This window comes from Enterobacter ludwigii (assembly GCA_023023105.1).
GTDB classification, from domain to species: Bacteria; Pseudomonadota; Gammaproteobacteria; order Enterobacterales; family Enterobacteriaceae; genus Enterobacter; species Enterobacter adelaidei.
Map to the genome: position 1 here is coordinate 4611822 of CP083824.1, position 25606 is coordinate 4637427.

Sequence of the window (25606 nt, forward strand, 5' to 3'; positions counted from 1 at the left end):
GGTGATAATACGTTCACTTTGTTTTAACGCCATGAGAACAGGCATACCGACATTGTGGTATTCTTATGATATCCCTCGTGGAATTGAGGGATTAACGCAAATTTTTCTCCTTTGCGGTCATTCTTTAGCCGCGAAGTCAAAACACCATATATAAGCAATGTCGAAACAAGGAGTGACCCATGCAGGTCAGCAGAAGGCAGTTCTTTAAGATCTGCGCTGGCGGTATGGCAGGCACCACGGCAGCGGCACTGGGCTTTGCGCCCGGCGTAGCGCTGGCGGAAACGCGGCAGTATAAGCTGCTGCGCACCCGTGAAACCCGTAATACCTGTACGTACTGCTCTGTCGGTTGCGGGCTGTTAATGTATAGCCTCGGCGACGGTGCTAAAAACGCCAAAGCGTCTATTTTCCATATCGAAGGCGACCCGGATCATCCGGTCAACCGCGGCGCGTTGTGCCCGAAAGGGGCCGGTCTGGTGGACTTTATCCACTCCGAAAGCCGCCTCAAATTCCCTGAATATCGCGCGCCTGGCTCCGACAAATGGCAGCAAATTAGCTGGGAAGAAGCGTTTGACCGCATCGCAAAACATATTAAAGAAGATCGCGATGCCAACTTTGTTGAGAAAAACGCCGACGGCGTCACGGTCAACCGCTGGCTCTCCACCGGGATGCTGTGTGCCTCTGCTTCCAGCAACGAAACCGGTTATTTAACCCAGAAATTTACGCGTGCACTCGGTATGCTCGCGGTCGACAACCAGGCGCGTGTCTGACACGGACCAACGGTAGCAAGTCTTGCTCCAACATTTGGTCGCGGTGCGATGACCAACCACTGGGTCGACATCAAGAACGCCAACCTCATTGTGGTGATGGGCGGTAACGCCGCTGAAGCGCACCCTGTAGGGTTCCGCTGGGCGATGGAAGCCAAAATCCACAACGGTGCGAAACTGATTGTGATCGATCCCCGCTTTACGCGTACTGCGTCAGTGGCGGATTTCTACACCCCTATTCGTTCAGGTACTGACATCACTTTCCTGTCAGGCGTATTGCTGTACCTGATGACCAACGAAAAATATAACCGCGAATACACCGAAGCCTATACCAACGCCAGCCTGATCGTGCGTGAGGATTACCACTTCGAAGATGGCCTGTTCAGCGGTTATGACGCCGAAAAACGCAAATACGATAAAACCAGCTGGAACTACGAGCTGGATGAGAAAGGCTTTGCGAAGCGCGATACCACCCTGCAACATCCGCGCTGCGTGTGGAACCTGCTGAAAGAGCACGTTTCCCGCTATACACCGGACGTTGTCGAAAACATCTGCGGTACGCCGAAAGCGGACTTCCTGAAAGTCTGTGAGCTTATCGCCGAAACCAGCGCGAAAGACAAAACCGCGTCGTTCCTGTATGCACTCGGCTGGACGCAGCACTCCATCGGTGCGCAGAACATCCGTACCATGGCGATGGTCCAGCTGCTGCTCGGCAACATGGGGATGGCAGGCGGCGGCGTGAACGCCCTGCGCGGTCACTCCAACATTCAGGGCCTGACCGACCTCGGTCTCCTGTCTCAAAGCCTGCCAGGCTATATGAGTCTGCCAAGCGAGAAACAGCCGGACCTGCAAACCTATCTGACGGCCAGCACGCCTAAACCGCTGCTTGAAGGCCAGGTGAACTACTGGGGCAACTATCCGAAGTTCTTCGTCTCCATGATGAAAGCGTTCTTCGGCGACAAAGCGACGGCGGAAAACAGCTGGGGCTTTGACTGGCTGCCGAAGTGGGACAAAGGCTACGACGTTCTGCAGTATTTCGAGATGATGCACCAGGGCAAAGTGAACGGCTATCTGTGCCAGGGCTTTAACCCGGTTGCCTCGTTCCCGAACAAGAACAAGGTTGTTGAGTCCCTGTCGAAGCTGAAGTTCCTGGTGACGATTGACCCGCTCAATACCGAGACCTCGACCTTCTGGCAGAACCACGGTGAATCGAACGACGTCGATCCATCGAAGATTCAAACCGAAGTGTTCCGTCTGCCATCGACCTGCTTCGCGGAAGAGAACGGTTCTATCGTCAACTCCGGACGCTGGCTACAGTGGCACTGGAAAGGCGCGGACGCCCCGGGCATCGCCATGAACGACGGCGAGATCCTGGCCGGTATCTTCTTACGCCTGCGTAAGATGTATGCGGCTGAAGGCGGCGCGAACCCGGAACCGGTGCTGAACATGAGCTGGAACTATTCGACGCCGGAAAACCCAGCGCCGGAAGAAGTGGCCATGGAAAGCAACGGCAAAGCGCTGGCGGATGTTATCGATCCAGCCACCGGTACCGTGCTGGCGAAGAAAGGCGAGCAGCTGAGCACCTTCGCGCATCTGCGTGATGACGGCACCACCTCAAGCGGCTGCTGGATCTTTGCCGGTAGCTGGACGCCGAAAGGCAACCAGATGGCCAACCGCGATAACGCCGACCCGTCAGGTCTTGGCAACACGCTGGGCTGGGCATGGGCATGGCCGCTCAACCGCCGCATCCTCTATAACCGTGCCTCCGCAGACCCGCAGGGTAACCCGTGGGATCCGAAGCGTCAGCTTCTCAAGTGGGACGGTGCGAAATGGGGCGGCGTGGATATTCCGGACTACAGCACTGCCGCACCAGGCAGCGATGTCGGGCCGTTTATCATGCAGCCTGAAGGGATGGGACGCCTGTTTGCTATTGATAAAATGGCGGAAGGGCCGTTCCCGGAACACTACGAGCCGTTTGAGACGCCGCTGGGCACCAACCCGCTGCACCCGAACGTGGTCTCTAACCCGGCAGCCCGTATCTTCAAGGGCGATTTCGAAGCGCTGGGTAAAAAGGACAAGTTCCCGTACGTGGGCACCACTTACCGTCTGACTGAGCACTTCCACTACTGGACCAAGCACGCGCTGCTTAACGCCATCGCGCAGCCGGAACAGTTTGTGGAGATCGGTGAAAAGCTGGCGAACAAGCTCGGCATTGCCCATGGCGATACCGTGAAGGTCTCCTCTAACCGTGGCTACATCAAAGCCAAGGCGGTGGTGACCAAGCGCATTCGCACGCTGAACGTTCACGGTCAGCAGGTGGATACCATCGGTATTCCTATTCACTGGGGGTATGAGGGCGTGGCGAAGAAAGGGTTTATTGCGAACACCCTGACGCCGTTCGTCGGTGATGCGAACACGCAGACGCCGGAGTTTAAGGCCTTCCTCGTGAACGTGGAAAAGGTGTAACGGAGACGACTTATGGCTTATCAATCTCAGGACATTATCCGTCGTTCCGCGACTAACGGTTTCACGCCCGCGCCTCAGGCGCGGGACCACCAGCAGGAAGTGGCGAAGCTTATCGACGTGACCACCTGTATCGGCTGTAAAGCCTGTCAGGTGGCCTGTTCAGAGTGGAACGACATCCGTGACGAAGTGGGTCACAACGTCGGGGTTTATGACAACCCGGCGGACCTGACCGCCAAGTCCTGGACGGTGATGCGCTTCTCTGAAGTGGAGCAGAACGACAAACTGGAATGGCTTATCCGCAAAGACGGCTGTATGCACTGTGCGGATCCGGGTTGCCTGAAGGCGTGCCCGTCAGAAGGGGCTATCATTCAGTATGCCAACGGTATTGTCGACTTCCAGTCTGAGCAGTGCATTGGCTGCGGCTACTGCATTGCCGGCTGTCCGTTCAACGTGCCGCGCCTGAACCCGGAAGACAACCGCGTCTACAAATGTACGCTGTGTGTTGACCGTGTAAACGTCGGCCAGGAACCGGCTTGCGTGAAGACCTGCCCGACAGGTGCTATCCACTTTGGTTCGAAAGAGGATATGAAAACGCTGGCGGCAGAACGCGTAGGCGAGCTGAAAACCCGTGGTTACGACAATGCGGGCCTGTACGATCCGGCCGGAGTTGGCGGTACGCACGTAATGTACGTGCTGCACCACGCCGACAAGCCGAATCTGTATCACGGCCTGCCGGAAAACCCGGAAATCAGCGCCACCGTGAAGTTCTGGAAAGGCATCTGGAAACCACTGGCAGCGGTTGGTTTTGCTGCTACCTTCGCAGCGAGCATTTTCCACTACGTCGGTGTCGGCCCGAACCGCGCGGAAGAGGAAGATGACAACCTGCATGAAGAGAAAGACGAGGTGCGCAAATGAGAAAACGTGACACCATCGTGCGCTATACCGCGCCGGAACGTATCAACCATTGGGTCACCGCCTTCTGCTTCATGCTGGCGGCGATAAGCGGGCTGGGGTTCTTCTTCCCGTCCTTCAACTGGCTGATGCAGATCATGGGGACACCACAACTGGCGCGTATACTGCACCCGTTTGTTGGCGTCATCATGTTCGCGTCGTTCATCATCATGTTCTTCCGCTACTGGCACCATAACCTAATCAATCGGGATGATATCTTTTGGGCGAAGAATATTCGTAAGATCGTCGTCAACGAGGAAGTGGGTGATACCGGACGTTATAACTTCGGTCAGAAATGCGTATTCTGGGCGGCGATTATCTTCCTGGTCCTGTTGCTGGTGAGCGGCGTGATCATCTGGCGTCCGTACTTTGCGCCTGCTTTCTCAATCCCGGTGATCCGATTCGCGCTGATGCTGCATTCATTTGCCGCAGTGGCGTTAATTGTGGTTATCATGGTGCATATCTACGCCGCCCTTTGGGTGAAAGGCACCATTACCGCGATGGTGGAAGGATGGGTAACCAGTACGTGGGCAAAGAAACATCACCCACGCTGGTACCGTGAAGTCCGCCAGAAACAGGAAAAGTCATCTGAATGAGTATTCGCATAATCCCGCAAGATGAGCTGGGGTCGAGCGAGAAACGCACGGCGGAATATATTCCGCCGTTGTTATTCCCCAGGCTCAAGAACCTCTACAACCGCCGCGCAGAGCGTCTGCGCGAGCTGGCAGAGAACAACCCGCTGGGCGATTTTCTGCGCTTCGCCGCGCTGATTGCCCACGCGCAGGAAGTGGTGCTGTACGACCACCCTCTGCAAATGGACCTGACTGCGCGCATTAAAGAAGCCAGTGAGCAAGGCAAACCACTGCTGGATATTCACGTGCTGCCGCGCGATAAACACTGGCACAAGCTGCTGCATTCGCTGATTGCCGAACTGAAGCCAGAGATGAGCGGCACCGCGCTGGCCGTTATCGAAAATCTGGAAAAAGCCTCCGATCAGGAGCTGGAAGAGATGGCGAGCGCGCTGTTTGCTTCCGATTTTACGCTGGTCAGCAGTGATAAAGCCCCGTTTATCTGGGCTGCGCTGTCGCTCTACTGGGCGCAAATGGCGAGCCTGATCCCCGGTAAAGCCCGTGCAGAATATGGTGAAGCACGCCAGTTTTGCCCGGTATGCGGCTCTATGCCGGTATCCAGTATGGTGCAGATTGGTACCACTCAGGGGCTGCGCTACCTGCACTGCAACCTGTGTGAAACCGAATGGCATGTAGTGCGCGTGAAGTGCAGCAACTGTGAACAGACTCGCGATCTCAACTACTGGTCGCTGGAAAACGAAGAAGCAGCGGTAAAAGCCGAAAGCTGCGGCGACTGCGGGACTTACCTCAAGATTCTGTATCAGGAAAAAGACCCAAAAGTCGAAGCGGTAGCCGACGATCTCGCCTCGCTGATTCTGGACGCAAAGATGGAGCAGGAGGGCTTTGCCCGCAGCTCGATCAACCCGTTCCTGTTCCCGGGTGAAGGGGAATAATTCCCTGTAACAGTGCCGGGCGGCGCGTGCTTGCCCGGCCTACAGCTGGTACGGTGAAACAACCCCTGGAATACCCTGAAAGTCTTTGGTATTCCGGGTTATTAACGGGCTATTTCTGCTTTGGGCAGTCGCTAAAATAATGGCATCCGGCAGTTTCATGCCATGTTTCTCACGGAGCACGACGCTTCTTTCAGCAATCTCTTGGGTTACATCGATAATCTCAAATGCGCCCAACACTGTCGCTGTTTTCGCTTCGTGGCCATGTTTGCGTGCCCCCACCATGATTTCCATCCATGTAATTAGACTGATTGACCGGTGCGATGCTGTGTTTTCGATTGTATTTGCTGCCTCGACGCGATTATTGAAAAGGTCGATCAGGATATTGGTATCAAAAACCGCCATGTGTTCCATAGCTACCACTCCTCACGCAGCTTGCGTTCATACTCTAATCCATCTTCTTGCTGGTTCCCCCACAGACCAAGCGCATCACGGATAACGGATGAGCTTTGCTGATCGAGAAACTGCTCAATTGCTTCACGCAGTAATTCGGCACGAGGTTGGTTACGCAGCTGTTTGAGGTTATCGAGACGTTGAATAACGTCATCCGACAAATCGATCAGAATCCTGCCCATGTTAAGCTCCACGAGAAAACTCATATATCACCTTAGTATATCATTATTGTTTATTTTCAAGGCAACATACGCTTTCTCTCAGTAGAGTAAAAGTCCCCGCCAATAGTTTGCCTTCCATTTGCGAGGCGCTTTCCAGATTGTTGTCCTCAACAACATTCTTGTTTTCTTTTGAATTAAACCAGGCTATAAAGCTGTATATCCATACAGTTAAAGGGCATTTTCATGGCACTGGAAAAGGGTATTGCGCAGCTGGTTCAGGGATTTATCGCTGCAGGTCCGCCATCGTCGCGTCGACAGACCATTGAGGTACGACGAGCAGGGTATGTTGCCAGCACGGGGCTTGCCGGGAAGATAGAAACGCGCGTTCAGGTGGAGACGCTTGTCCTTGATGGACTTACCATCCGGGTGTTTTCACCTCTCAATGCGTCTGAATTATTGCCGGCAGCCATCTACTACCACGGCGGGTGCTTTATCAGCGGTGGGTTTGATACGCATGATAATCAGCTCCGCCAGCTGGCATTTTACGGTAACTGCCGGGTTATTGCGGTTCAGTACAGACTGGCACCCGAGCATCAATTCCCCGCAGCACATGACGACGCAGAACACGCTGCAGAGCTTGTCTGGCAGAATGCAGGCAAACTGGGTGTAGATAAAAACCGAATCACCCTTTGCGGCGACAGTGCAGGTGGACATCTTGCGCTGGTGACATCACTGCGGCTCAAAGATAAAGGCCTGTGGAATCCAGCACAGCTCATCCTGATCTATCCCATGCTTGATGCCACAGCCAGCTTTGAAAGTTATGCCCTGAATGGCACGGATTATATTATCACTCGCGATACCCTGCTCAGCGGGTATGAAATGTATCTCGCAGAGACTGACCTTCAGCATCCGGAAGCCAGCCCACTGTGGCGCGATGATTTTCACGGCCTTCCGCCTGTGCACATTGTTACCGCTGAATACGATCCGCTATGTGATGAGGGAGAAATGCTGTTCCAGCATCTGACTGAGCAGGGTGTGAAGTGTACTGCTCAGCGCTGGCTGGGCGTTATCCATGGCTTCTTTCAGCTTGGCGGTGTTAGTCAGTCAGCTCGAGACGTTATGCGAGACATCGCCTGGCGAATTAGCTCAGCCAGGCAATAACAACGAAGGGATTATTCCTCTTCGTTCCCACCCTCTTCATACGCGCCGAATGGCTTCGCCGGAAGAACAATATAGGTGCCTTCAAACACCGCGCCAGATGTTTTGTCACCAAACAGTTCAACCTGCATTTGTACGCGGGCTTTGCGACCTCGGGCCAGGCGATCGAGGTCGCCCCCCAGTGAACCCAGATCGGCCACGGCGCTCGGTTTACCGCTGATCGGTGCGCTATAGCGGATATGGGCGTCGGCAAGAATGATCGTCCCCCCCAGATGGCGCTCACGCAGCATCAGCCAGATAAGCCCCCAGCCCGTCAGCGTAGCCAGCGAGAACAGACTTCCGGCAAACAGGGTGTGGTGTGGGTTTTGATTGCCGATCTCCGGCATGGTGGTGATAAATTTTTGTCCTGTGTACTGCTGAATACGGACACCCATTTTTTCACTCAGCGGAATGTGCTGATACCAGGCTTGCTGTAGCTGCCCGCACCAGTCGGCGCGATGCAAAATATCATCCAGCGTGGCGATAGGTTTAATCATCAAAAAGTGACGAATCGGTGTGGTTTGCGGGGTCGTGATTTCCCCCTGATTAACAAAACCAAGTTTCGCGAAGAACTCCACGGCATCTTCGCGGGCACTACAGGTGACGCGCTTAACGCCTTCCTGACGGGCGACAGATTCCAGGGTCATCGCCATCAGCGTCCCCAGACCTTTGTCCTGCACGGAGGGATGAACCGCCATAAAGCGAATAGACGCTTCGTTATCGGCGTTGATATACAAACGCCCAACGGCGACGAGGTTGCCCTCTTCATCCATCACCATCTGATGGTGGGCCATCGCATCCCAGGCGTCGCGTTCAGACCCTTTTGGCTGATGTAATGGCTTGCGCAGCATTTCCCAGCGGAACTGGTAATAGGCTTCTAACTCTTCTTCCGTTTGCGGTACTCGAAGGTGATACATAGCTGTACTCTCTCTTGTTACCCGCGGCCACGCCGCCAGTTGGCTCATACCTGGAGCCAGAATGTGACGGGGCCATCGTTCACCAGCGAAACCTGCATATCAGCAGCGAATCGTCCGGTTTGCGTATTCATTTCCTGCTGGCGACAGCGCTCAACAAAATACTCATAAAGTTCTTCAGCACGATCGGGCGCGGCACCTTTAGAGAAACTCGGGCGCATGCCGCGCTCGGTATCCGCCGCCAGCGTGAACTGAGAAACCACCAGCACGCTGCCGCCCGCCTGCTGGACGTTCAGGTTCATCTTACCTTCCGCATCGCTGAAAATACGGTAGCCCAGCACGCGCTCGCACAAGCGGTTAGCTTTTTGTTCGTCATCATCCTTTTCGACACCTAACAACACCAAAAGTCCTGGGCCAATTTCACCCGTCACCTCTCCCTCCACGGTGACGCTGGCACGGGTTACGCGCTGTATCAATGCAATCATGGTTGGTCTGCTTCTTGTTGTTTTTCAGCTGCTGCTGCTTTTTTGAGTTCGCGATAGACACCGAGAGTGACAGTTATTTCGGCACCAAGCAAGACGATACACCAGGTCCAGTAGACCCAGACAAACAAAATCGGGATCACCGCCAGCACGCCGTAAATCAGCTGATAGGACGGAAACATGGTGATGTAGAGGGCAAACCCTTTCTTCCCGAGCTCAAAGAGCAACGCCGCCACTAGCGCCCCCACGACCGCATCACGGTTAGGCACGCGCGTGGTCGGCACGACGCTATAGAGCAGCCAGAATGAGAGCCAAGACAGGATCAGCGGGAAGATGCGAAGCACATTATCAATAACGCCGTTTAAATCACTCGCCCAGCGTAATGAAAGAAGATACGAGCTGATTGCCAGACTCGCCCCGGCCAGCAACGGACCCAGCGTCAGGATCATCCAGTAAACGGCAAAGGAGTACACCTTCGGTCGTGCCTTTTTACTCCGCCAGATGGTGTTCAGCGCGTTATCAATGGCGTACATCAACAGCAGCGCTGTGACGATAAGACCGCATGCCCCCACTGCCGTCATCTTGTTGGAGTTAGCAACGAACTGCTCAATGTAGTTCTGGATGACATCCCCGGTTGCAGGAATAAAATTTGCGAAGACAAAATGGCGAAGCTGCAGACTAACGTCTGCAAACATTGGAAAAGCGGAAAAAAGCGCAAAGATAACCGCCACCAGCGGCACTAATGAGAGCAACGACACGTACGCGAGATTACCCGCCAGCGTGGTCATGTTGTCCTCATCAATGCGATGCCAGAGCAGTTTTAGCCAGGCTCTCAGCGGACGAGTATGATGGGTGGCTTTTTGATGAACGGTTTTTAGCATAACTGCTTCGCAAAGTAGTTTGGTATCGTCTCTTTTCCGGTCACCAGAATTGACGTAATACCCAACTGGTTAGCTCCCTCTATATTATCGGCGTTGTCGTCGAAAAAGACCGCATCGGCCGCGGTAAATCCTTCTGCCTGAAGAACAGCCTGATAAATTCGTGCCTCAGGTTTACGCATCCCCATTTCCTGCGAAAGATAAATCTTATCTGCCGCTGCCTTAACTTCAGGGTACTCCTCAGGCCAGAATGTGGTGTGCAGACGGTTGGTATTTGACAACACCACCACACGATGTCCTTGCTCTCGCAGTTTGTGCATGATGTTCGTAACTTCCGGACGTATCGCCACAAATACCGCCTGCCAGCCGTGAGAAAACTGCTCGTAGCTTAACGGCAGATCCAGCTCATGGCAGAAACGTTCGGCGAACTCTTCATCGCTGATTTCGCCGCGTTCGTGTTGATGGAAGGTCTCGCTCATCACGAAACTCTGCTTCAATGTCGCCAGTGGGACACGGCTAAAATCGCTCCATGCGCCCAGCACCCGATTAAAATCGATATCGACGATTACATTTCCTAAGTCAAAGATATAAAGCATGTTTATCTCCTGCTCGCCGTGGAAAAGTAACTGTAGCGGGAAAGATAAGCTTTGGCTATGCGCCAGATTCAGCTTAGGGGGATTGATCTAAAGAACGAAAATTTAGCATTCGGAGATGCTATTGAGTTTCGGGACAATAGTCAGTGAGACGAGTTTTATTTAAGTGCGTTTTTGCAGAGGTATTCGTATCAATTCAATCTGTAAAACACTACAGAAAAACGCTTCCGTACAGTTTCTTTTCATCACCACATTACCACTACTTACTCCATGGGAATCCCATTTCACGCGGCTTTGCTCGAGATTGATACAAATTCACTTTACTCAAATTTACATTTAGATACAAATACTGCATTTATCTTCTTTTTTATAATGGTAGGTTTACATTACTTTACACATGGAGCAGCACTTTTCGTGAAGATTAAAAAGGGATACATCCTCTGTGCCGTTTTAATAGCGATACTCTGCACTTTCGCTATTTACTCATACAACGCCTACCGATATAAAAAAACCAGCAGAGATATTTTATATCAACTCTCTAGCCAACTTATTGTGAGGCAAGGGCTTGAACCAAAACTTTCAACCCACCTCGTTTTTGATACATTATATATCGACGGAAATATATCAAAAGATGATGACGAAATAATTTCTTCAATTATCAAAAAAAACCTTATTCCTGTAAGAACAATATCGATAAACAGTGGTGGCGGTGATGTCGAAGCTGCAATCAAAATAGCACGCATTATTCATAACAAAGAAATTAACATTGAGGTCAGGCGATTATGTCTTTCTTCCTGTGCTAACTATCTTTTCCCTGCGGCAAAAAACAAAATCATCAATTATGGTTCCATTATTGGTTTCCATGGCTCACCTAATTCTGATGACAGTAAGTTAACGACCACGGTTAACGGTGAAATCAATACAGACACAACGATAACAGATCGCATTTTCTCAGAAATAAGAAAAACGGATAAAGCATTTTACAAAGATATAAATGTGTCATGGATGATGCCACTTTGCGGGCAAAAAGAAAATATTGGTGATCCAGACACAGGTCTGTCGACGTACAGCGAAAAGGATTTTACGCGTTTTGGCGTAAAAAACATTTCATTCACGGATGGTGAAATGGTATGGAAAAAGTCTATGGATATTATGGGTATACCTTTTGCTCACTATTGCAAGGAAAATTTATAATGCGTGAACTCAATGAAAATGAATTAAGCAATGTAAGCGGTGCAGGAATGTGGGGTTCTATCGGTAGTGCGATTGGTGGGATGTTCGGTGGTGGTAGTGCTGGTTGTAACGGCAGCTATTCCCACACCAGTACCACCAACAAGGATGGTTCTCACTCTGAAAGCACCTCCTTTAGCGGCGGTTGCTCAGTTAACGTTGGTGGTAAAAGCGGTGGTTCGTCAAAAGGTAATGGAGGTTCGAAAAATGGCGGTGGCCGCCAGGGTAATGATCACGGCAGACATTAATTCCTGAATCGTTATCACTCATAGCCGCTGATATTGAGCGGCTATTTCCACAGCCGTAAGAGGCCAGATATGTTTCGCAAGGAAGCTATTGAATATCAGAGTACCCGATGGGAAGGAAAGGCCGTACTTCTCCCAGGGATCCCTTTTGCTTTTATCGTATTGCTCAGCCTGTTTTTTATTGCCTCTATTTCTATTTTTATTGCCAAAGGTTCCTATACCCGGCGCGTCATTGTTCACGGTGAGATAACGACTTTCCCCGGTGCAGTGAATATCTCTGCATCAATGCAGGGTACGGTAGTGAAGAGTTTTGTTAGCGAAGGCGATCGTATAAAAAAAGGTGACGCACTCTTCCTCATTCATTCAGGTGTATCGACGCAATCAGGTCTGGTTGATGAGAACAAAAAAAAGGAGATCACGCTACAGATAAACAGTATCAATGTAATGATGGCAAATTTGATCTCTTCGAAAAAACGTACGCTTAACGCACTGATAATTCAGAAAGTACATTATCAGTCCAGTTTTAACACCTCATCTGAATTGCTTGTGCAGGCTGAGCGGGAACTGCATCAGATTGAGAAAAACGTTAACGATTACCGCAGTTATCAGGAAAAAGGTCTGGTCACGAAAGACCAGATGAGCAGCCAAAACGCACTACTCTATCAACAGCAGAGCAATGTTTCTGACCTGGTCGCCAGAAAATCACAGGACCAGGTTCAGGTAGATATGCTCAATCAGCAGATCCAGTCCCAGGGAGCTGATTATGACCACCAGATTTATCAGCTTGAGCAACAAAAGTATGAGCTGGAAAAAGAAAAGTTAAACACAGAAGCAGAAGGAAATTATGTCATCGAGGCGACAGCCGATGGCTTAATCGACTCCATCAATACGACGCAAGGTAAGATGATCGGCTCCGGCGATGTACTCGCGCGTGTTCAGCAGAATATACATTCGCCATGCTATATCGAAACCTGGGTTCCGGATGAAGTTCTCCCCTATCTTGCGATTGGCCAGCGCGTTAATGTCAGTTACGACGCCTTTCCTTATGAGAAATTTGGTCAGTTCAGGGCATCAATATCAGCAATATCCAGGGTTCCGGCATCGAAACCTGAACTCCTGTCAAAGCAGACCATTGCACACGAATTCTATGACGATAAAAAATCCTGGTACAAAATCATGATCAAACCTGACCTACAGTCTGTGCAGGTTCATGGAAAGCAACTCTCACTGAGCCAGGGAGCAAAAGCGCAGATTTCTCTTTTCCTTGAAAAGAGACGTATCTACGAATGGTTATTATCGCCATTTTACGAAATGAAAATGAGCGTAACGGATGCGGGAAATGAATAATTTTTATACCCCTGAGACGCTGATGCGCAAACTTGATTTGAGGTTATTTAAACGCATCCCGGTTGTATTTCAAACTGAAGCATCCGAATGTGGCCTGGCCTGTCTTTCAATGATATGCAGTTTTTATGGCAAGCAGGTTGACCTTCTACAACTCCGGCAACAATTCAATTTGTCATCGCGTGGGGTCAACCTCAATGCGATAAAAGCAATTGCCAGTGAACTGGAGATGTCGTCACGTGCATTGTCCGTGGAGCTTCAGGAATTACGTGATGTGCGTAAGCCCTGCATTTTGCACTGGGATTTTAACCATTTTGTCGTACTGATTAAGGTCGATAAGAACAGCGTGGTGATCCACGATCCTGCTTTTGGACGACGGGTAATTAGCATGTCCGAATTGTCCAGGCATTTTACCGGTGTCGTGCTTGAGGTATGGCCGGGAACGGCCTTCTCAGGTCAAAAGAAGCAAAAGAGGTTAAAAACTGCCACGTTATTAAAGAATATCAATGGTCTGACGGCATCACTGACAAAGATATTTTTCTTATCGCTGGTGATTGAGTTGATCAGCCTGCTGTTGCCAGTGGGTACACAATTAGTCACGGATAATGTCATTGCATCCGGAGATTACGGTTTACTCAATCTCATCTGTCTTGGGCTGTTCATTCTGATTCTGTTGCGTTTGGCGGTCAGTGTCATACGCTCCTGGACCACGCTGATACTGGGAACACTCATCGACGTCCAGTGGAGCTTTAGCCTCTTTTCGCACCTTATTAAGCTACCGACAACCTATTTTGAAAGGCGCAAACTAGGGGATATTCAGTCTCGTTTCCACTCACTTGATGTGATACGCGCCACATTTACCACCGGTTTAACTGGTAGCATTATTGATACGCTAATGCTCATGGGTTTGCTGATAATGATGTTTTTATACAACCTGCAACTCAGCATGATCGTGGTCTCTTTTACCGCAATATATACCTTCATTCGGTTTGCAACCTATCGATACTACCGCCAGTTATCCGAAGAAGAATTAATCAAGGAGGCACGTCTTAATTCTTATTTTATGGAAACCCTGTACGGTATTGCGACGATTAAGATTCAGGGGATGACTGACCTGAGAATCAATAATTGGTTTAACCTTTTTTCAGATAGGGTCAATACTGGTATTCGTTTGACGCGAATGGATCTTTTCTTTGGTGGCGTTGTATCTTTTATCGCCGCCTGCGACCAAATTGTTATCCTGTGGGTAAGCGGCAAACTGATGATTGATAGTCATTTAACCATCGGCATGTTTATCGCGTTTAACACCTTCAGGAGCCAGTTCTATGATCGAATAAATACCCTCATCAACTTTATCATTCAGCTGAACATCATCAACTTACATAATGAACGCGTTGCCGATATTGCGCTACAGGAAGCAACGTCTTTAACGGCCACCAGCCCGCTGCGTTTACCACAGGGAGCCTTAACGCTTGAAACCCAGGATCTGGCCTACCGTTATGATAACCATGCAGACCCCATCTTCAGTAAACTGAATCTGACCATTCATGCCGGAGAGAGTATTGCTATTACGGGCGTGTCGGGTGCCGGTAAAAGCACCCTAATGAAAGTGTTATGCGGATTATTCGAACCCGCGAACGGCTGTGTCCGAATTAATGGCATTGATATTAAGCAACTTGGTTTTGAGCATTATGCTGAACGCATTGCCTGTATTATGCAGGAAGATAAGCTGTTTTCGGGCTCAATCAAAGAAAACATCGCCGGTTTCCGGCCTGACATTGACGAGCAATGGATGGTGGAATGCACCATCGCCAGCCATATTCATAATGACATTTTAAAACTACCGATGGGTTATGAGACACTGATTGGTGAACTCGGGGAAGGGTTATCCGGTGGTCAAAAACAGCGGCTTTATATTGCCAGGGCATTATACCGCAAACCGGGTATTCTATTCATGGACGAGGCGACCAGCCACCTGGATAAAACCAGTGAGAGCCAGGTCAATCAGTCTATACAAGCGATGAATATTACCAGGATCATTATCGCACATCGCGAAACCACGATTTCATCGGCAGATCGGGTGTTCGTGATTAATGGAGAAGAGCTACCCTAATCTGTTGAATTTCGCGGAACAGAGATTGACTCAGGACATGTCAATTCCGGGTAATAAAGGAAGTCTGATCATTATCAAATAAAAAGCCGCTGAACGCTCAGCGGCTTTTTACGTTCCGGGTAATGAGAACGCTTACCCGGCCTACGGCATAACCGTATTAGTCTTCTTTCGCACCGCGCATAGCACGTTTACGATCGTTCTCGGTCAGGTGACGTTTACGGATACGAATTGACTGTGGAGTCACTTCTACCAGTTCGTCGTCATCGATGAATTCCAGAGCTTGCTCCAGAGTCATCTTGATCGGTGGAACCAGAACCGTTGCTTCGTCAGTACCGGACGCACGCATGTTGGTCAGTTTCTTACCGGTCAGGCAGTTTACAGTCAGGTCGTTAGAACGACTGTGAATACCGATGATCTGGCCTTCATAAACTTCAGCACCGTGACCCAGGAACAGCTTACCGCGATCCTGCAGACCGAACAGCGCAAACGCAACCGCTTTACCCTGACCGTTGGAGATCAGCACGCCGTTGTTACGCTGGCCAACTTCACCCGGACGAACATCGTCGTAGTGGCTGAAGGTGGAGTACAGCAGACCAGTACCGGAAGTCATGGTCATGAATTCTGAACGGAAGCCGATCAGACCACGGCTTGGGATCACGTAGTCAAGACGTACGCGGCCTTTGCCATCTGGATTCATGTTTTTCAGGTCGCCTTTACGCTCACCCAGAGCCTGCATCACAGAACCCTGGTGCTGCTCTTCAACGTCCAGCGTCACGTTTTCGAACGGCTCTTGTTTACGGCCATCGATTTCGCGGAAGATAACTTTCGGACGGGAAACCGCCATTTCGAAACCTTCACGACGCATGTTTTCGATCAGAACAGACAGGTGCAGCTCACCACGACCTGAAACGCGGAATGCATCAGCGTCTTCGGTTTCTTCAACGCGCAGCGCAACGTTGTGCACCAGCTCTTTGTTCAGGCGGTCAAGGATCTGACGAGAGGTAACAAATTTACCTTCTTTACCGCAGAACGGAGAGGTGTTGACGTTGAAGAACATGGATACGGTTGGTTCATCAACGGACAGGGCTGGCAGCGCTTCGACGTTCTGCGGGTCGCAGATGGTGTCGGAGATGTTCAGTTCACCCAGACCGGTGATAGCGATGATGTCGCCCGCTTCAGCGATGTCGCTCTCGATACGCTCAAGACCCAGGTGAGTCAGTACCTTACCGACTTTACCGTTACGGGTTTTGCCTTCGCTATCAATGATAGTGACCTGCTGGTTAGGCTTCACTTTACCGCGCTTGATACGACCAATGCCGATTACACCAACATAGTTGTTGTAGTCGAGCTGAGAGATCTGCATCTGCAGGGTGCCGTCGAGATCGACGTTTGGCGCAGGAACACGGTCAACAATCGCCTGGTACAGCGGGGTCATGTCTTCAGCCATGTCTTCGTGATCCAGACCCGCAATACCGTTCAGCGCAGAAGCGTAAACGATAGGGAAGTCCAGCTGCTCGTCGGTCGCGTCGAGGTTAACGAACAGGTCAAATACCTGGTCAACAACCCAGTCAGGACGCGCGCCAGGACGGTCAACTTTGTTGATAACAACGATTGGCTTCAGACCATGGGCAAATGCTTTTTTGGTCACGAAGCGCGTCTGTGGCATTGGGCCATCCATTGCGTCAACGACCAGCAGAACGGAGTCTACCATGGACATTACACGTTCAACTTCACCACCGAAGTCGGCGTGCCCTGGGGTATCAACGATGTTGATACGGTAGTCATTCCATTTAATCGCGGTGTTTTTCGCGAGGATGGTAATCCCACGCTCTTTCTCCAAATCGTTGGAGTCCATCACGCGTTCTTGGGTTTCGGCACGCGCATCAAACGTACCGGATTGCTGCAGCAGCTTGTCAACTAGGGTAGTTTTACCATGGTCAACGTGCGCGATGATGGCGATGTTACGCAAATTTTCGATCACAACTTTGCCTCAGGCATTTAGAAATAGCGCGTTATTGTACACGGATTAATCGCACTACAAAACAGGATCACAAACATCCCCCGCAAACAAGTATTGCAGAGATGCTTTGTGATCGCTTTCACGGAGCGGTAAAAGGGCACTTTAACGTAAATTGCACCAATATGGTGCTCAATGTTCACATTGAAGCACTATACTGGTGCAACAAATCCATTGTGGTGCAGCCCTTTTGCACTATGGTGCGCATGATAACGCCTTTTTGGGGTGTTTTAAAAGTTGGCACAGATTTCGCTTTATAAAAAATACATGGCACCAGCCAGTACAAACAGAAATTGAAGACCTCGTTACCACGACGACAATGACCAATCTGGAGAGTTAAGTATGTCCGCTGAACACGTTTTGACGATGCTGAACGAACATGAAGTGAAGTTTGTTGATCTGCGCTTCACCGATACCAAAGGTAAAGAACAGCACGTCACAATTCCTGCTCATCAGGTAAACGCCGAATTCTTCGAAGAAGGCAAAATGTTTGACGGCTCCTCCATTGGTGGCTGGAAAGGCATTAACGAATCCGACATGGTTCTGATGCCAGATGCGACCACTGCGGTCATTGATCCGTTCTTCGAAGAACCAACCCTGATCATCCGTTGCGACATCCTCGAGCCAGGCACGCTGCAGGGCTACGACCGCGACCCACGTTCTATCGCAAAACGCGCTGAAGAGTACCTGCGTTCTACCGGCATCGCAGACACCGTTCTTTTCGGGCCAGAACCAGAATTCTTCCTGTTCGACGACATCCGTTTCGGTGCGTCTATTTCTGGTTCCCACGTTGCTATCGACGATATCGAAGGCGCATGGAACTCTTCCACCAAATACGAAGGTGGTAACAAAGGTCACCGTCCAGGCGTTAAAGGCGGTTACTTCCCGGTTCCTCCGGTCGACTCAGCACAGGACATTCGTTCCACCATGTGTCTGGTGATGGAAGAGATGGGCCTGGTAGTTGAAGCTCACCACCACGAAGTGGCGACTGCTGGTCAGAACGAAGTGGCTACCCGCTTCAACACCATGACCAAAAAAGCAGACGAAATTCAGATCTACAAATACGTTGTGCACAACGTTGCGCACCGTTTCGGTAAAACCGCTACCTTCATGCCAAAACCTATGTTTGGCGACAACGGTTCCGGTATGCACTGCCACATGTCTCTGTCCAAGAACGGTACCAACCTGTTCTCTGGTGACAAATATGCTGGTCTGTCTGAGCAGGCGCTGTATTACATCGGCGGCGTAATCAAACACGCTAAAGCGATCAACGCCCTGGCTAACCCAACCACTAACTCCTACAAGCGTCTGGTCCCGGGCTACGAAGCACCAGTAATGCTGGCCTACTCTGCGCGTAACCGTTCTGCTTCTATCCGTATCCCGGTTGTTGCTTCTCCTAAAGCGCGTCGTATCGAAGTGCGCTTCCCGGACCCAGCGGCTAACCCATACCTGTGCTTCGCAGCACTGCTGATGGCTGGTCTGGATGGTATCAAGAACAAGATCCACCCAGGCGAAGCAATGGACAAAAACCTGTACGACCTGCCGCCAGAAGAAGCGAAAGAGATCCCACAGGTTGCTGGTTCTCTGGAAGAAGCCCTGCAGGCGCTGGACGCAGACCGCGAGTTCCTGACTGCAGGTGGCGTATTCACTGACGACGCTATCGATGCTTACATCGCCCTGCGTACTGAAGAGAACGACCGCGTGCGTATGACTCCGCATCCGGTAGAGTTCGAGCTGTACTACAGCGTTTAATTAAGTTGTTTTACCCGGCGTCACAAACGCCGGGGGTAGTTGCCGTGGAAACTTTTAGCCCATCTCCGGATGGGCTTTTTTCTCCACCAACAACCTGATCTCGCGCGCTTTTTACGACGAAAAAGCTATACTGCACTAAATTAGTGCAAACAACTCCAGGAGACTGCTGAATGGCAACTGGCACGCTGCCCGATGCTGGGCAGATCCTCAATTCTTTGATTAACAGTATCTTGCTTGTCGACGACGAGCTGGCCGTACATTATGCCAACCCGGCGGCACAGCAGCTGCTCGCCCAAAGCGCACGTAAACTGTTTGGCACCCCGCTTCCGGAATTACTGAGTTATTTTTCGCTGAATATTGGCCTGATGCAGGAAAGTTTGCAGGCCGGTCAAGGATTCACGGATAACGAAGTCACGCTGGTTATCGACGGGCGCTCGCATATTCTGTCACTGACTGCCCAACGCCTTCCTGAAGGACTGATCCTGCTGGAAATGGCGCCAATGGATAATCAGCGCCGACTGAGCCAGGAGCAGCTTCAGCATGCCCAGCAAATTGCCGCCCGCGACCTGGTGCGAGGTCTGGCGCATGAAATCAAAAACCCGCTGGGTGGGTTACGCGGCGCAGCACAACTCCTGACAAAGGCGTTGCCCGACCCCGCGCTGGCGGAGTACACCAACGTCATCATCGAACAGGCAGACCGCCTGCGCAATCTGGTTGACCGTCTTCTCGGGCCACAGCAACCGGGTATGCACGTATCAGAAAGTATTCATAAAGTGGCTGAGCGGGTGGTGAAACTGGTTTCGATGGAATTACCAGAAAACGTCACGCTGGTGCGTGATTACGACCCAAGCCTGCCAGAACTGGCACATGACCCGGATCAGATTGAGCAGGTACTGTTGAATATCGTACGCAATGCCCTGCAGGCTCTGGGGCCTGAAGGGGGCGAGATTATTTTACGTACCCGCACCGCCTTCCAGCTCACGTTACACGGCGTACGCTATCGACTGGCCGCCCGAATCGACGTTGAGGATAACGGACCTGGTATTCCATCGCATCTACAGGACACCCTGTTCTACCCGATGGTAAGTGGTCGCGAAGGCGGAACCGGCCTGGGCTTATCCATTGCACGCAGTTTGATCGATCAACACTCTGGAAAAATTGAATTTAACAGTTGGCCGGGACACACCGAGTTTTCGGTTTTCCTGCCGATTAAAAAATAAAGGTGACGTTTATGCAACGAGGGATAGTCTGGGTAGTCGATGACGATAGCTCCATCCGTTGGGTGCTTGAACGCGCGCTCACAGGGGCAGGATTAAGCTGCACGACGTTTGAGAGCGGCAGCGAAGTGCTCGACGCACTCACCACCAAAACGCCCGATGTTCTGCTCTCAGATATTCGCATGCCGGGAATGGACGGGCTGGCGCTTTTAAAACAGATCAAACAACGCCACCCTATGCTTCCGGTCATCATAATGACGGCGCACTCCGATCTTGATGCCGCAGTGAGCGCCTATCAGCAAGGGGCGTTCGATTACCTACCAAAACCGTTTGATATCGACGAAGCGGTAGCGCTGGTTGAGCGTGCAATTAGCCACTATCAGGAACAGCAACAGCCTCGCCACACACCCGATTTTGGGCCAACAACTGACATTATCGGCGAAGCGCCGGCGATGCAGGATGTGTTTCGTATTATTGGCCGTTTGTCCCGCTCGTCCATCAGCGTATTAATTAACGGCGAATCGGGAACCGGTAAAGAGCTCGTGGCGCATGCATTACATCGCCACAGCCCGCGGGCAAAAGCCCCGTTTATCGCCCTGAATATGGCAGCAATCCCGAAGGATTTGATTGAATCCGAACTGTTCGGCCACGAAAAAGGGGCATTTACCGGCGCGAACACAATTCGTCAGGGGCGCTTTGAACAAGCTGACGGTGGAACACTGTTCCTGGATGAGATCGGCGATATGCCGCTGGATGTCCAGACCCGCCTGCTGCGCGTACTGGCCGACGGGCAGTTTTATCGCGTGGGTGGCTATGCGCCGGTGAAGGTGGACGTGCGCATTATCGCCGCGACTCACCAGAACCTGGAGCAACGCGTGCAGGAAGGAAAATTCCGTGAGGACTTATTCCATCGCCTGAACGTCATTCGCGTCCATTTGCCACCGCTGCGTGAACGCCGGGAAGATATTCCTCGCCTGGCACGTCACTTCCTGCAGGTGGCAGCTCGGGAACTGGGTGTGGAAGCTAAGCAGCTTCATCCAGAAACCGACGCAGCCCTCACGCGTCTCGCGTGGCCAGGTAACGTGCGCCAGCTGGAAAACACCTGCCGCTGGCTGACCGTGATGGCCGCCGGACAGGAAGTCCTGATTCAGGATTTACCGGCCGAGCTGTTTGAAGCAACCGCACCAGAGAGCAGTACCGGGCACGCGCTGCCGGATAGCTGGGCGACGCTGCTGGCGCAGTGGGCCGACCGCGCGCTGCGTTCCGGTCATCAAAACTTACTCTCAGAGGCTCAGCCAGAGATGGAACGTACGTTATTGACCACTGCGCTCCGCCATACACAAGGGCATAAGCAGGAAGCCGCTCGCCTGTTGGGATGGGGACGTAATACCCTGACGCGCAAGCTGAAAGAGCTGGGAATGGAGTAATATCCGCTCTTGTGTAAAGGTTATTAATTGAGCGCAAATTGCCGTTATTTTGCGCTTTACTGTTTCGATGAGTTTTGTATGATCGTGCCCGGAAATTGGGGGGACCATCATGCTGGAATCATTAGTGAATTTGCTCTCTAGCGGTGCAGCCGAAAGCCATACACCGCAAACAGCCGTTGCGGCGGTGCTGTGCGCGGCGCTGGTTGGGCTGTTTAGCTAGCGGGTTTGAACGTAAAAGCCGGGTGGCAGCTTCGCCTTACCCGGCCTACGTTTCGTACTTTTGGCTATGCGCCTTAAATCACTCGCGAGAACTGCTGCATACGCGCTTTCTGACGCAGATACGCGTCAAAGCACATGCAAATATTACGGATCAACAGACGCCCTTTCGGCGTGACCTCAATCATACTCTCCGATACATCCACCAGCCCATCTTTCGCCAGCGGTGCAATCAGCTTCAGGTCTTCCGCAAAATAATCGCTGAAGTTCAGCTCCCACTGCGCTTCCACGTCGCTGAAATCGAGACGGAAGTTGCAGATAAGCGCCTTGATGACATCACGGCGAATACAGTCGTCGCGCGTTAACGCAATGCCGCGCCACAGCGCGTTGCCGATGTCATCAACCTGCTGGTAGTACGACTTCAGCTCTTTCTGGTTTTGTGCATAGCAGTCGCCAATCATGCTAATGGCAGAGACGCCCATCCCCAGCAAATCGGTATCGCCCTGGGTGGTGTAGCCCTGGAAATTGCGGTGCAGGACCCCTTCGCGCTGAGCAATCGCCAGTTCGTCGTCCGGACGGGCAAAGTGATCCATGCCAATGAACTGATAACCGGTTGCGGTCAGCGAAGTAATAGTTTCCTGTAAAATATCCAGCTTCTGTTGGGCAGAAGGGAGATCGGCATCTTTAATTTTGCGCTGGGCAGCAAACAGCGTCGGCAGATGCGCATAGTTAAAGACGCTCAGACGGTCCGGGCTGAGTTCGGCCACACGTTTCAGCGTGAAGGCAAAACTTTCCGGCGTCTGCTTTGGCAGGCCGTAAATCAGATCAATGTTGGTCGAGGTGAAACCAATCTCACGCGCGTGATTGAGCAAGGCGAAGATAAACTCTTCGTCCTGCTCACGGTTCACCAGACGCTGTACTTCTTTATTGAAATCTTGCACGCCCATACTCAGGCGGTTAAAACCTTCAGCGCGTAAGTGATCCAGTACATCCAGTTCAATTTCACGCGGATCGACTTCGATCGAGATTTCAGCGTCGGCGTTAAAACTGAAATTGCCGCGCAGCAGGTTCATCAGGCGGCTAATTTGCGCTTTATTAAGATAGGTTGGCGTGCCGCCGCCCCAGTGAAGCTGGCTAACGTGACGGTCTTTAAACAGCGGCGCGCGATGGACAATTTCTTGTTCGAGCGCGTCAAGATACTGATCAGCTTTATGCTGCTGGCGGGTAACGATTTTATTGCAGCCGCAGAAGTAGCAAAGCTTGTGGCAGAACGGAATATGGACGTAGAGCGACAGCGGACGCTCAGGATAGCGCGCGACAGCCTGCTGAAAATCCCCCTCGCCGAAGGTATCGGAGAACTCCAGCGCGGTGGGGTATGACGTATAACGCGGCCCGGAATAGTTATATTTCTGGATTAGGGCCAAATCCCAGTCGATAGTTGGTACAGACATGCTCACTCCTTCCGTTGGTGTCGCGTTCGTACACGGCGGCCCGACCTGGCCCCGTTGCGGGCCATCATTCGGGTGCGCAGCCACTTCTGTCGCCGCGACAACCGCCGTAGTTTAACGAATAACCACACCAGATAACATATAATCGGAAGGGTTATAAGCAGGACTATCGTGCCTGCCGGGTGCAAATGTTAGTTTCCGCCCTTCAGAAGACGCATCATATCTTCCTGTTTCTCGTCTTCTTCTTCATCTTCGTCATCGTCGTATGACAGGCCCAGCTTCTGCATCAGTTCATCAATACGATCCAGTTTGGCATCCACCCATGACTGCTCTTCAGCAGTCAGGGTTTCACCCTCTTCAAGACGTTCCAGGAGCGCGTCCAGGCGCTCATCGTTCTCCAGCATATCCAGCTCAGCCTGCGGTGAAAGCATAGGTTTCTCGCTCTTTGGTTTGTGCTGCTTAGTGACCGGGGTGTCTGTCACGCCCAGTGGAATGGGAGTTTTACTGCCGATACGAGGATCTTTCTGCTGCTTACCTTTTGCAGAAGCGCCCGCAGTACCACCACCGTTTGCACGGCTACCCGCAGCATGACCGCGATGCTTTTTGTCGCGTTTACGGTCGCGCGCTTCCTGGTTCAGTTCTTCGCGCGTTTTGCGGCGTGCTTTCGCAGGGCGTTTAGCACCCGCAGCGGAGGTTGGTTTTTTCATGATGTTTTATCTTTAAGTCGTTTTCTTCAGTATAGAATTGCGGCGAAATCTAGCAGAAAGCAAGCAAAGAAAAAAGGCGACAGAGCAATCTGTCGCCTTTTTTCCTGACTCACAACCCTTAGCGGGTCAGACATTCCATGTTTGCCAACAACAAACCCTGTTTATCCCTTGGCTTATACCGTCCGTGATACGGTTCCATTTCCTGTTAAAACGCCTCCAGGCGCTGGTCATCCTGACAATCCTGCGTCTTCGCCTCCTGGCGCTCCTGACCCTAATCCTTAAGTCGATATCCTGTTGGCTTCCTCGCCCTGACGCACACTTTACCTTGTTCCGTTAAACTAACAAGCAACGAAACGGTACAAAAAGGGATTTTCAGATAATTACCTGGAAATAAGCTAATGATTTAAAACAGTTTGGCTTTTTTGACGCCTGCGATTTCTCTGAAATATCCCAAAGCATGATTAGCCGATCTCTCACAACGGCCGGGGCTTTCACCTACAGACCTATGCAATCAGAAAAGCCTTTTGCCTGCATTCGGGTATAATCCCCTTCAGATTACGATTTTGGAGACGACCACGTGACTACCTGGAACTACCAACAGACGCATTTTGTCACCAGTGCGCCCGATATTCGCCACCTTCCTTCTGATACCGGTATTGAAGTGGCATTTGCTGGCCGCTCCAATGCGGGGAAATCCAGCGCCCTGAACACGCTGACAAATCAGAAAAGCCTGGCGCGTACCTCAAAAACACCTGGCCGTACCCAGTTGATTAACCTGTTTGAAGTCGCAGAGGGCAAACGCCTGGTCGACTTACCGGGCTACGGTTACGCTCAGGTCCCCGAAGAGATGAAAATCAAGTGGCAGCGTGCGCTGGGTGAATACCTGGAAAAACGCATGTGCCTGAAAGGCCTGGTGGTGCTGATGGATATCCGTCACCCCCTGAAAGATCTGGATCAGCAGATGATCGACTGGGCTGTAGCAAGCGATATTGCCGTACTGGTACTGCTGACGAAAGCCGACAAGCTGGCAAGCGGCGCGCGTAAAGCGCAGGTGAATTTGGTTCGCGAAGCGGTGCTGGCTTTCAACGGCGATGTGCAGGTGGAGCCGTTCTCCTCGCTGAAAAAGCAGGGCGTGGACAAACTGCGTCAGAAGCTCGACACCTGGTTTAGCGAGCTGGAACCCGCGACGGAAGCGGAAGAAGAGTAATACCGAGCGCGGCGATGTCCGCGTTTTTTTGCCTGATTTTTTCTTTGCCGCAATAAAAAACGCCCCAGTCATTACTGACTGGGGCGGCTAAAATATTCAGCCAAATCCGATTACGTGAAGTAAAAGGTCTGAAAGATAGAACATCTTACCTCTGTACCCTACGCCGATAACTCTACCCCTTTTTGTGCTGCAGAAAAAGCACTTTTTGTAGTTTTTTTTCATTATTTACATAGGGAATTCTAATGATCGTCACAAAACGCACTTTGTTATGTTGCTAACTTACATAAAAAGCGCGTTATTCGCAG

Annotated in this window: 23 protein-coding genes; 14 read left to right on the plus strand and 9 right to left on the minus strand. The window is 51.4% G+C overall.

Annotated elements, in window-relative coordinates; all coding sequences use genetic code 11:
- Positions 1–179 precede the first annotated feature (179 nt).
- Genes fdnG through fdhE form a run of 4 tightly spaced genes read left to right on the plus strand, consistent with a single transcriptional unit; the run spans position 180 to position 5703 of the window.
- On the plus strand, positions 180–3230 hold the full coding sequence (fdnG, locus tag LCD46_22335) for a formate dehydrogenase-N subunit alpha (protein UOY70705.1): 3051 nt from the start codon (positions 180–182) through the stop codon (positions 3228–3230).
- Between the two features lie 12 nt (positions 3231–3242).
- Positions 3243–4145: a formate dehydrogenase subunit beta gene (gene fdxH, locus LCD46_22340; GenBank protein UOY70706.1), complete on the plus strand. Its 903-nt coding sequence runs from the start codon at positions 3243–3245 to the stop codon at positions 4143–4145.
- Positions 4142–4777 carry a formate dehydrogenase cytochrome b556 subunit gene (gene fdoI, locus LCD46_22345; GenBank protein UOY70707.1) on the plus strand — a complete coding sequence of 212 codons (636 nt, stop codon included), beginning with the start codon at positions 4142–4144 and terminating at the stop codon, positions 4775–4777. Before fdxH ends, fdoI begins: the two co-directional genes overlap by 4 nt.
- A complete protein-coding gene (gene fdhE, locus LCD46_22350) occupies positions 4774–5703 on the plus strand; it encodes a formate dehydrogenase accessory protein FdhE (GenBank protein UOY70708.1) in 930 nt (309 codons plus the stop codon). The genes fdoI and fdhE overlap by 4 nt, the downstream gene beginning before the upstream one ends.
- A gap of 39 nt (positions 5704–5742) precedes the next feature.
- Here the strand turns inward: fdhE and LCD46_22355 are convergent, their stop codons facing one another.
- Together LCD46_22355 and LCD46_22360 are read right to left on the minus strand one after the other, a co-directional pair.
- Complete coding sequence (locus tag LCD46_22355; protein ID UOY70709.1) at positions 5743–6114, minus strand: type II toxin-antitoxin system VapC family toxin; 372 nt, start codon at positions 6112–6114, stop codon at positions 5743–5745.
- Positions 6115–6116: 2 nt separating this feature from the next.
- Entirely contained in the window at positions 6117–6359 is a 243-nt protein-coding gene (locus LCD46_22360) for a ribbon-helix-helix protein, CopG family (GenBank protein ID UOY70710.1), read from the minus strand.
- A gap of 198 nt (positions 6360–6557) precedes the next feature.
- On the opposite strand from LCD46_22360, the gene LCD46_22365 reads away from it, so the two are divergent.
- Positions 6558–7475: an alpha/beta hydrolase gene (locus LCD46_22365; protein ID UOY70711.1), complete on the plus strand. Its 918-nt coding sequence runs from the start codon at positions 6558–6560 to the stop codon at positions 7473–7475.
- An 11-nt stretch (positions 7476–7486) separates the two neighbouring features.
- On the opposite strand, the gene fabY is transcribed toward LCD46_22365, so the two are convergent.
- The 4 genes from fabY to yihX are packed head-to-tail and all read right to left on the minus strand — an operon-like array spanning position 7487 to position 10381.
- Entirely contained in the window at positions 7487–8428 is a 942-nt protein-coding gene (gene fabY, locus LCD46_22370) for a fatty acid biosynthesis protein FabY (protein UOY70712.1), read from the minus strand.
- Between the two features lie 44 nt (positions 8429–8472).
- Positions 8473–8910 carry a D-tyrosyl-tRNA(Tyr) deacylase gene (dtd, locus tag LCD46_22375; protein ID UOY70713.1) on the minus strand — a complete coding sequence of 146 codons (438 nt, stop codon included), beginning with the start codon at positions 8908–8910 and terminating at the stop codon, positions 8473–8475.
- On the minus strand, positions 8907–9788 hold the full coding sequence (locus LCD46_22380; GenBank protein UOY70714.1) for a virulence factor BrkB family protein: 882 nt from the start codon (positions 9786–9788) through the stop codon (positions 8907–8909). The genes dtd and LCD46_22380 overlap by 4 nt, the downstream gene beginning before the upstream one ends.
- On the minus strand, positions 9782–10381 hold the full coding sequence (gene yihX, locus LCD46_22385; protein ID UOY70715.1) for a glucose-1-phosphatase: 600 nt from the start codon (positions 10379–10381) through the stop codon (positions 9782–9784). Before yihX ends, LCD46_22380 begins: the two co-directional genes overlap by 7 nt.
- Positions 10382–10792: 411 nt before the next feature.
- Between yihX and LCD46_22390 the strand changes: the two genes are divergently transcribed.
- The 4 genes from LCD46_22390 to LCD46_22405 all read left to right on the plus strand — a co-directional run bounded on the left by LCD46_22390 (position 10793) and on the right by LCD46_22405 (position 15310).
- The gene (locus LCD46_22390; GenBank protein ID UOY70716.1) at positions 10793–11572 is read left to right on the plus strand and encodes a hypothetical protein; all 780 of its coding nucleotides are present in this window, start codon (positions 10793–10795) and stop codon (positions 11570–11572) included.
- The gene (locus tag LCD46_22395) at positions 11572–11856 is read left to right on the plus strand and encodes a hypothetical protein (GenBank protein UOY70717.1); all 285 of its coding nucleotides are present in this window, start codon (positions 11572–11574) and stop codon (positions 11854–11856) included. The genes LCD46_22390 and LCD46_22395 overlap by 1 nt, the downstream gene beginning before the upstream one ends.
- Before the next feature lie 69 nt (positions 11857–11925).
- The gene (locus tag LCD46_22400; protein UOY70718.1) at positions 11926–13200 is read left to right on the plus strand and encodes an HlyD family secretion protein; all 1275 of its coding nucleotides are present in this window, start codon (positions 11926–11928) and stop codon (positions 13198–13200) included.
- On the plus strand, positions 13184–15310 hold the full coding sequence (locus tag LCD46_22405) for a peptidase domain-containing ABC transporter (GenBank protein UOY70719.1): 2127 nt from the start codon (positions 13184–13186) through the stop codon (positions 15308–15310). Before LCD46_22400 ends, LCD46_22405 begins: the two co-directional genes overlap by 17 nt.
- A 157-nt stretch (positions 15311–15467) precedes the next feature.
- Here LCD46_22405 and typA read toward each other — a convergent pair whose 3' ends face one another.
- Positions 15468–17291 carry a ribosome-dependent GTPase TypA gene (gene typA, locus LCD46_22410; GenBank protein ID UOY70720.1) on the minus strand — a complete coding sequence of 608 codons (1824 nt, stop codon included), beginning with the start codon at positions 17289–17291 and terminating at the stop codon, positions 15468–15470.
- A 378-nt stretch (positions 17292–17669) separates the two neighbouring features.
- Between typA and glnA the strand changes: the two genes are divergently transcribed.
- The 4 genes from glnA (at position 17670) to LCD46_22430 (ending at position 21943) form a co-directional block, all read left to right on the plus strand.
- Positions 17670–19079, plus strand: coding sequence for a glutamate--ammonia ligase (glnA, locus tag LCD46_22415; GenBank protein ID UOY70721.1), 1410 nt, complete (start codon positions 17670–17672; stop codon positions 19077–19079).
- A 170-nt stretch (positions 19080–19249) separates the two neighbouring features.
- Positions 19250–20299, plus strand: a complete 1050-nt coding sequence (glnL, locus tag LCD46_22420; protein ID UOY70722.1) for a nitrogen regulation protein NR(II) — start codon at positions 19250–19252, stop codon at positions 20297–20299.
- Positions 20300–20310: 11 nt separating this feature from the next.
- Positions 20311–21723: a nitrogen regulation protein NR(I) gene (gene glnG, locus LCD46_22425; protein UOY70723.1), complete on the plus strand. Its 1413-nt coding sequence runs from the start codon at positions 20311–20313 to the stop codon at positions 21721–21723.
- Positions 21724–21832: 109 nt separating this feature from the next.
- A complete protein-coding gene (locus LCD46_22430; GenBank protein UOY70724.1) occupies positions 21833–21943 on the plus strand; it encodes a YshB family small membrane protein in 111 nt (36 codons plus the stop codon).
- Positions 21944–22016: 73 nt separating this feature from the next.
- On the opposite strand, the gene hemN is transcribed toward LCD46_22430, so the two are convergent.
- Positions 22017–23390 (minus strand): oxygen-independent coproporphyrinogen III oxidase, encoded by a 1374-nt coding sequence (hemN, locus tag LCD46_22435; GenBank protein ID UOY70725.1) that lies wholly within the window; start codon positions 23388–23390, stop codon positions 22017–22019.
- Positions 23391–23578: 188 nt separating this feature from the next.
- Complete coding sequence (yihI, locus tag LCD46_22440; GenBank protein UOY70726.1) at positions 23579–24094, minus strand: Der GTPase-activating protein YihI; 516 nt, start codon at positions 24092–24094, stop codon at positions 23579–23581.
- A gap of 577 nt (positions 24095–24671) precedes the next feature.
- On the opposite strand from yihI, the gene yihA reads away from it, so the two are divergent.
- Positions 24672–25301: a ribosome biogenesis GTP-binding protein YihA/YsxC gene (yihA, locus tag LCD46_22445; protein ID UOY70727.1), complete on the plus strand. Its 630-nt coding sequence runs from the start codon at positions 24672–24674 to the stop codon at positions 25299–25301.
- Positions 25302–25606 lie beyond the last annotated feature (305 nt).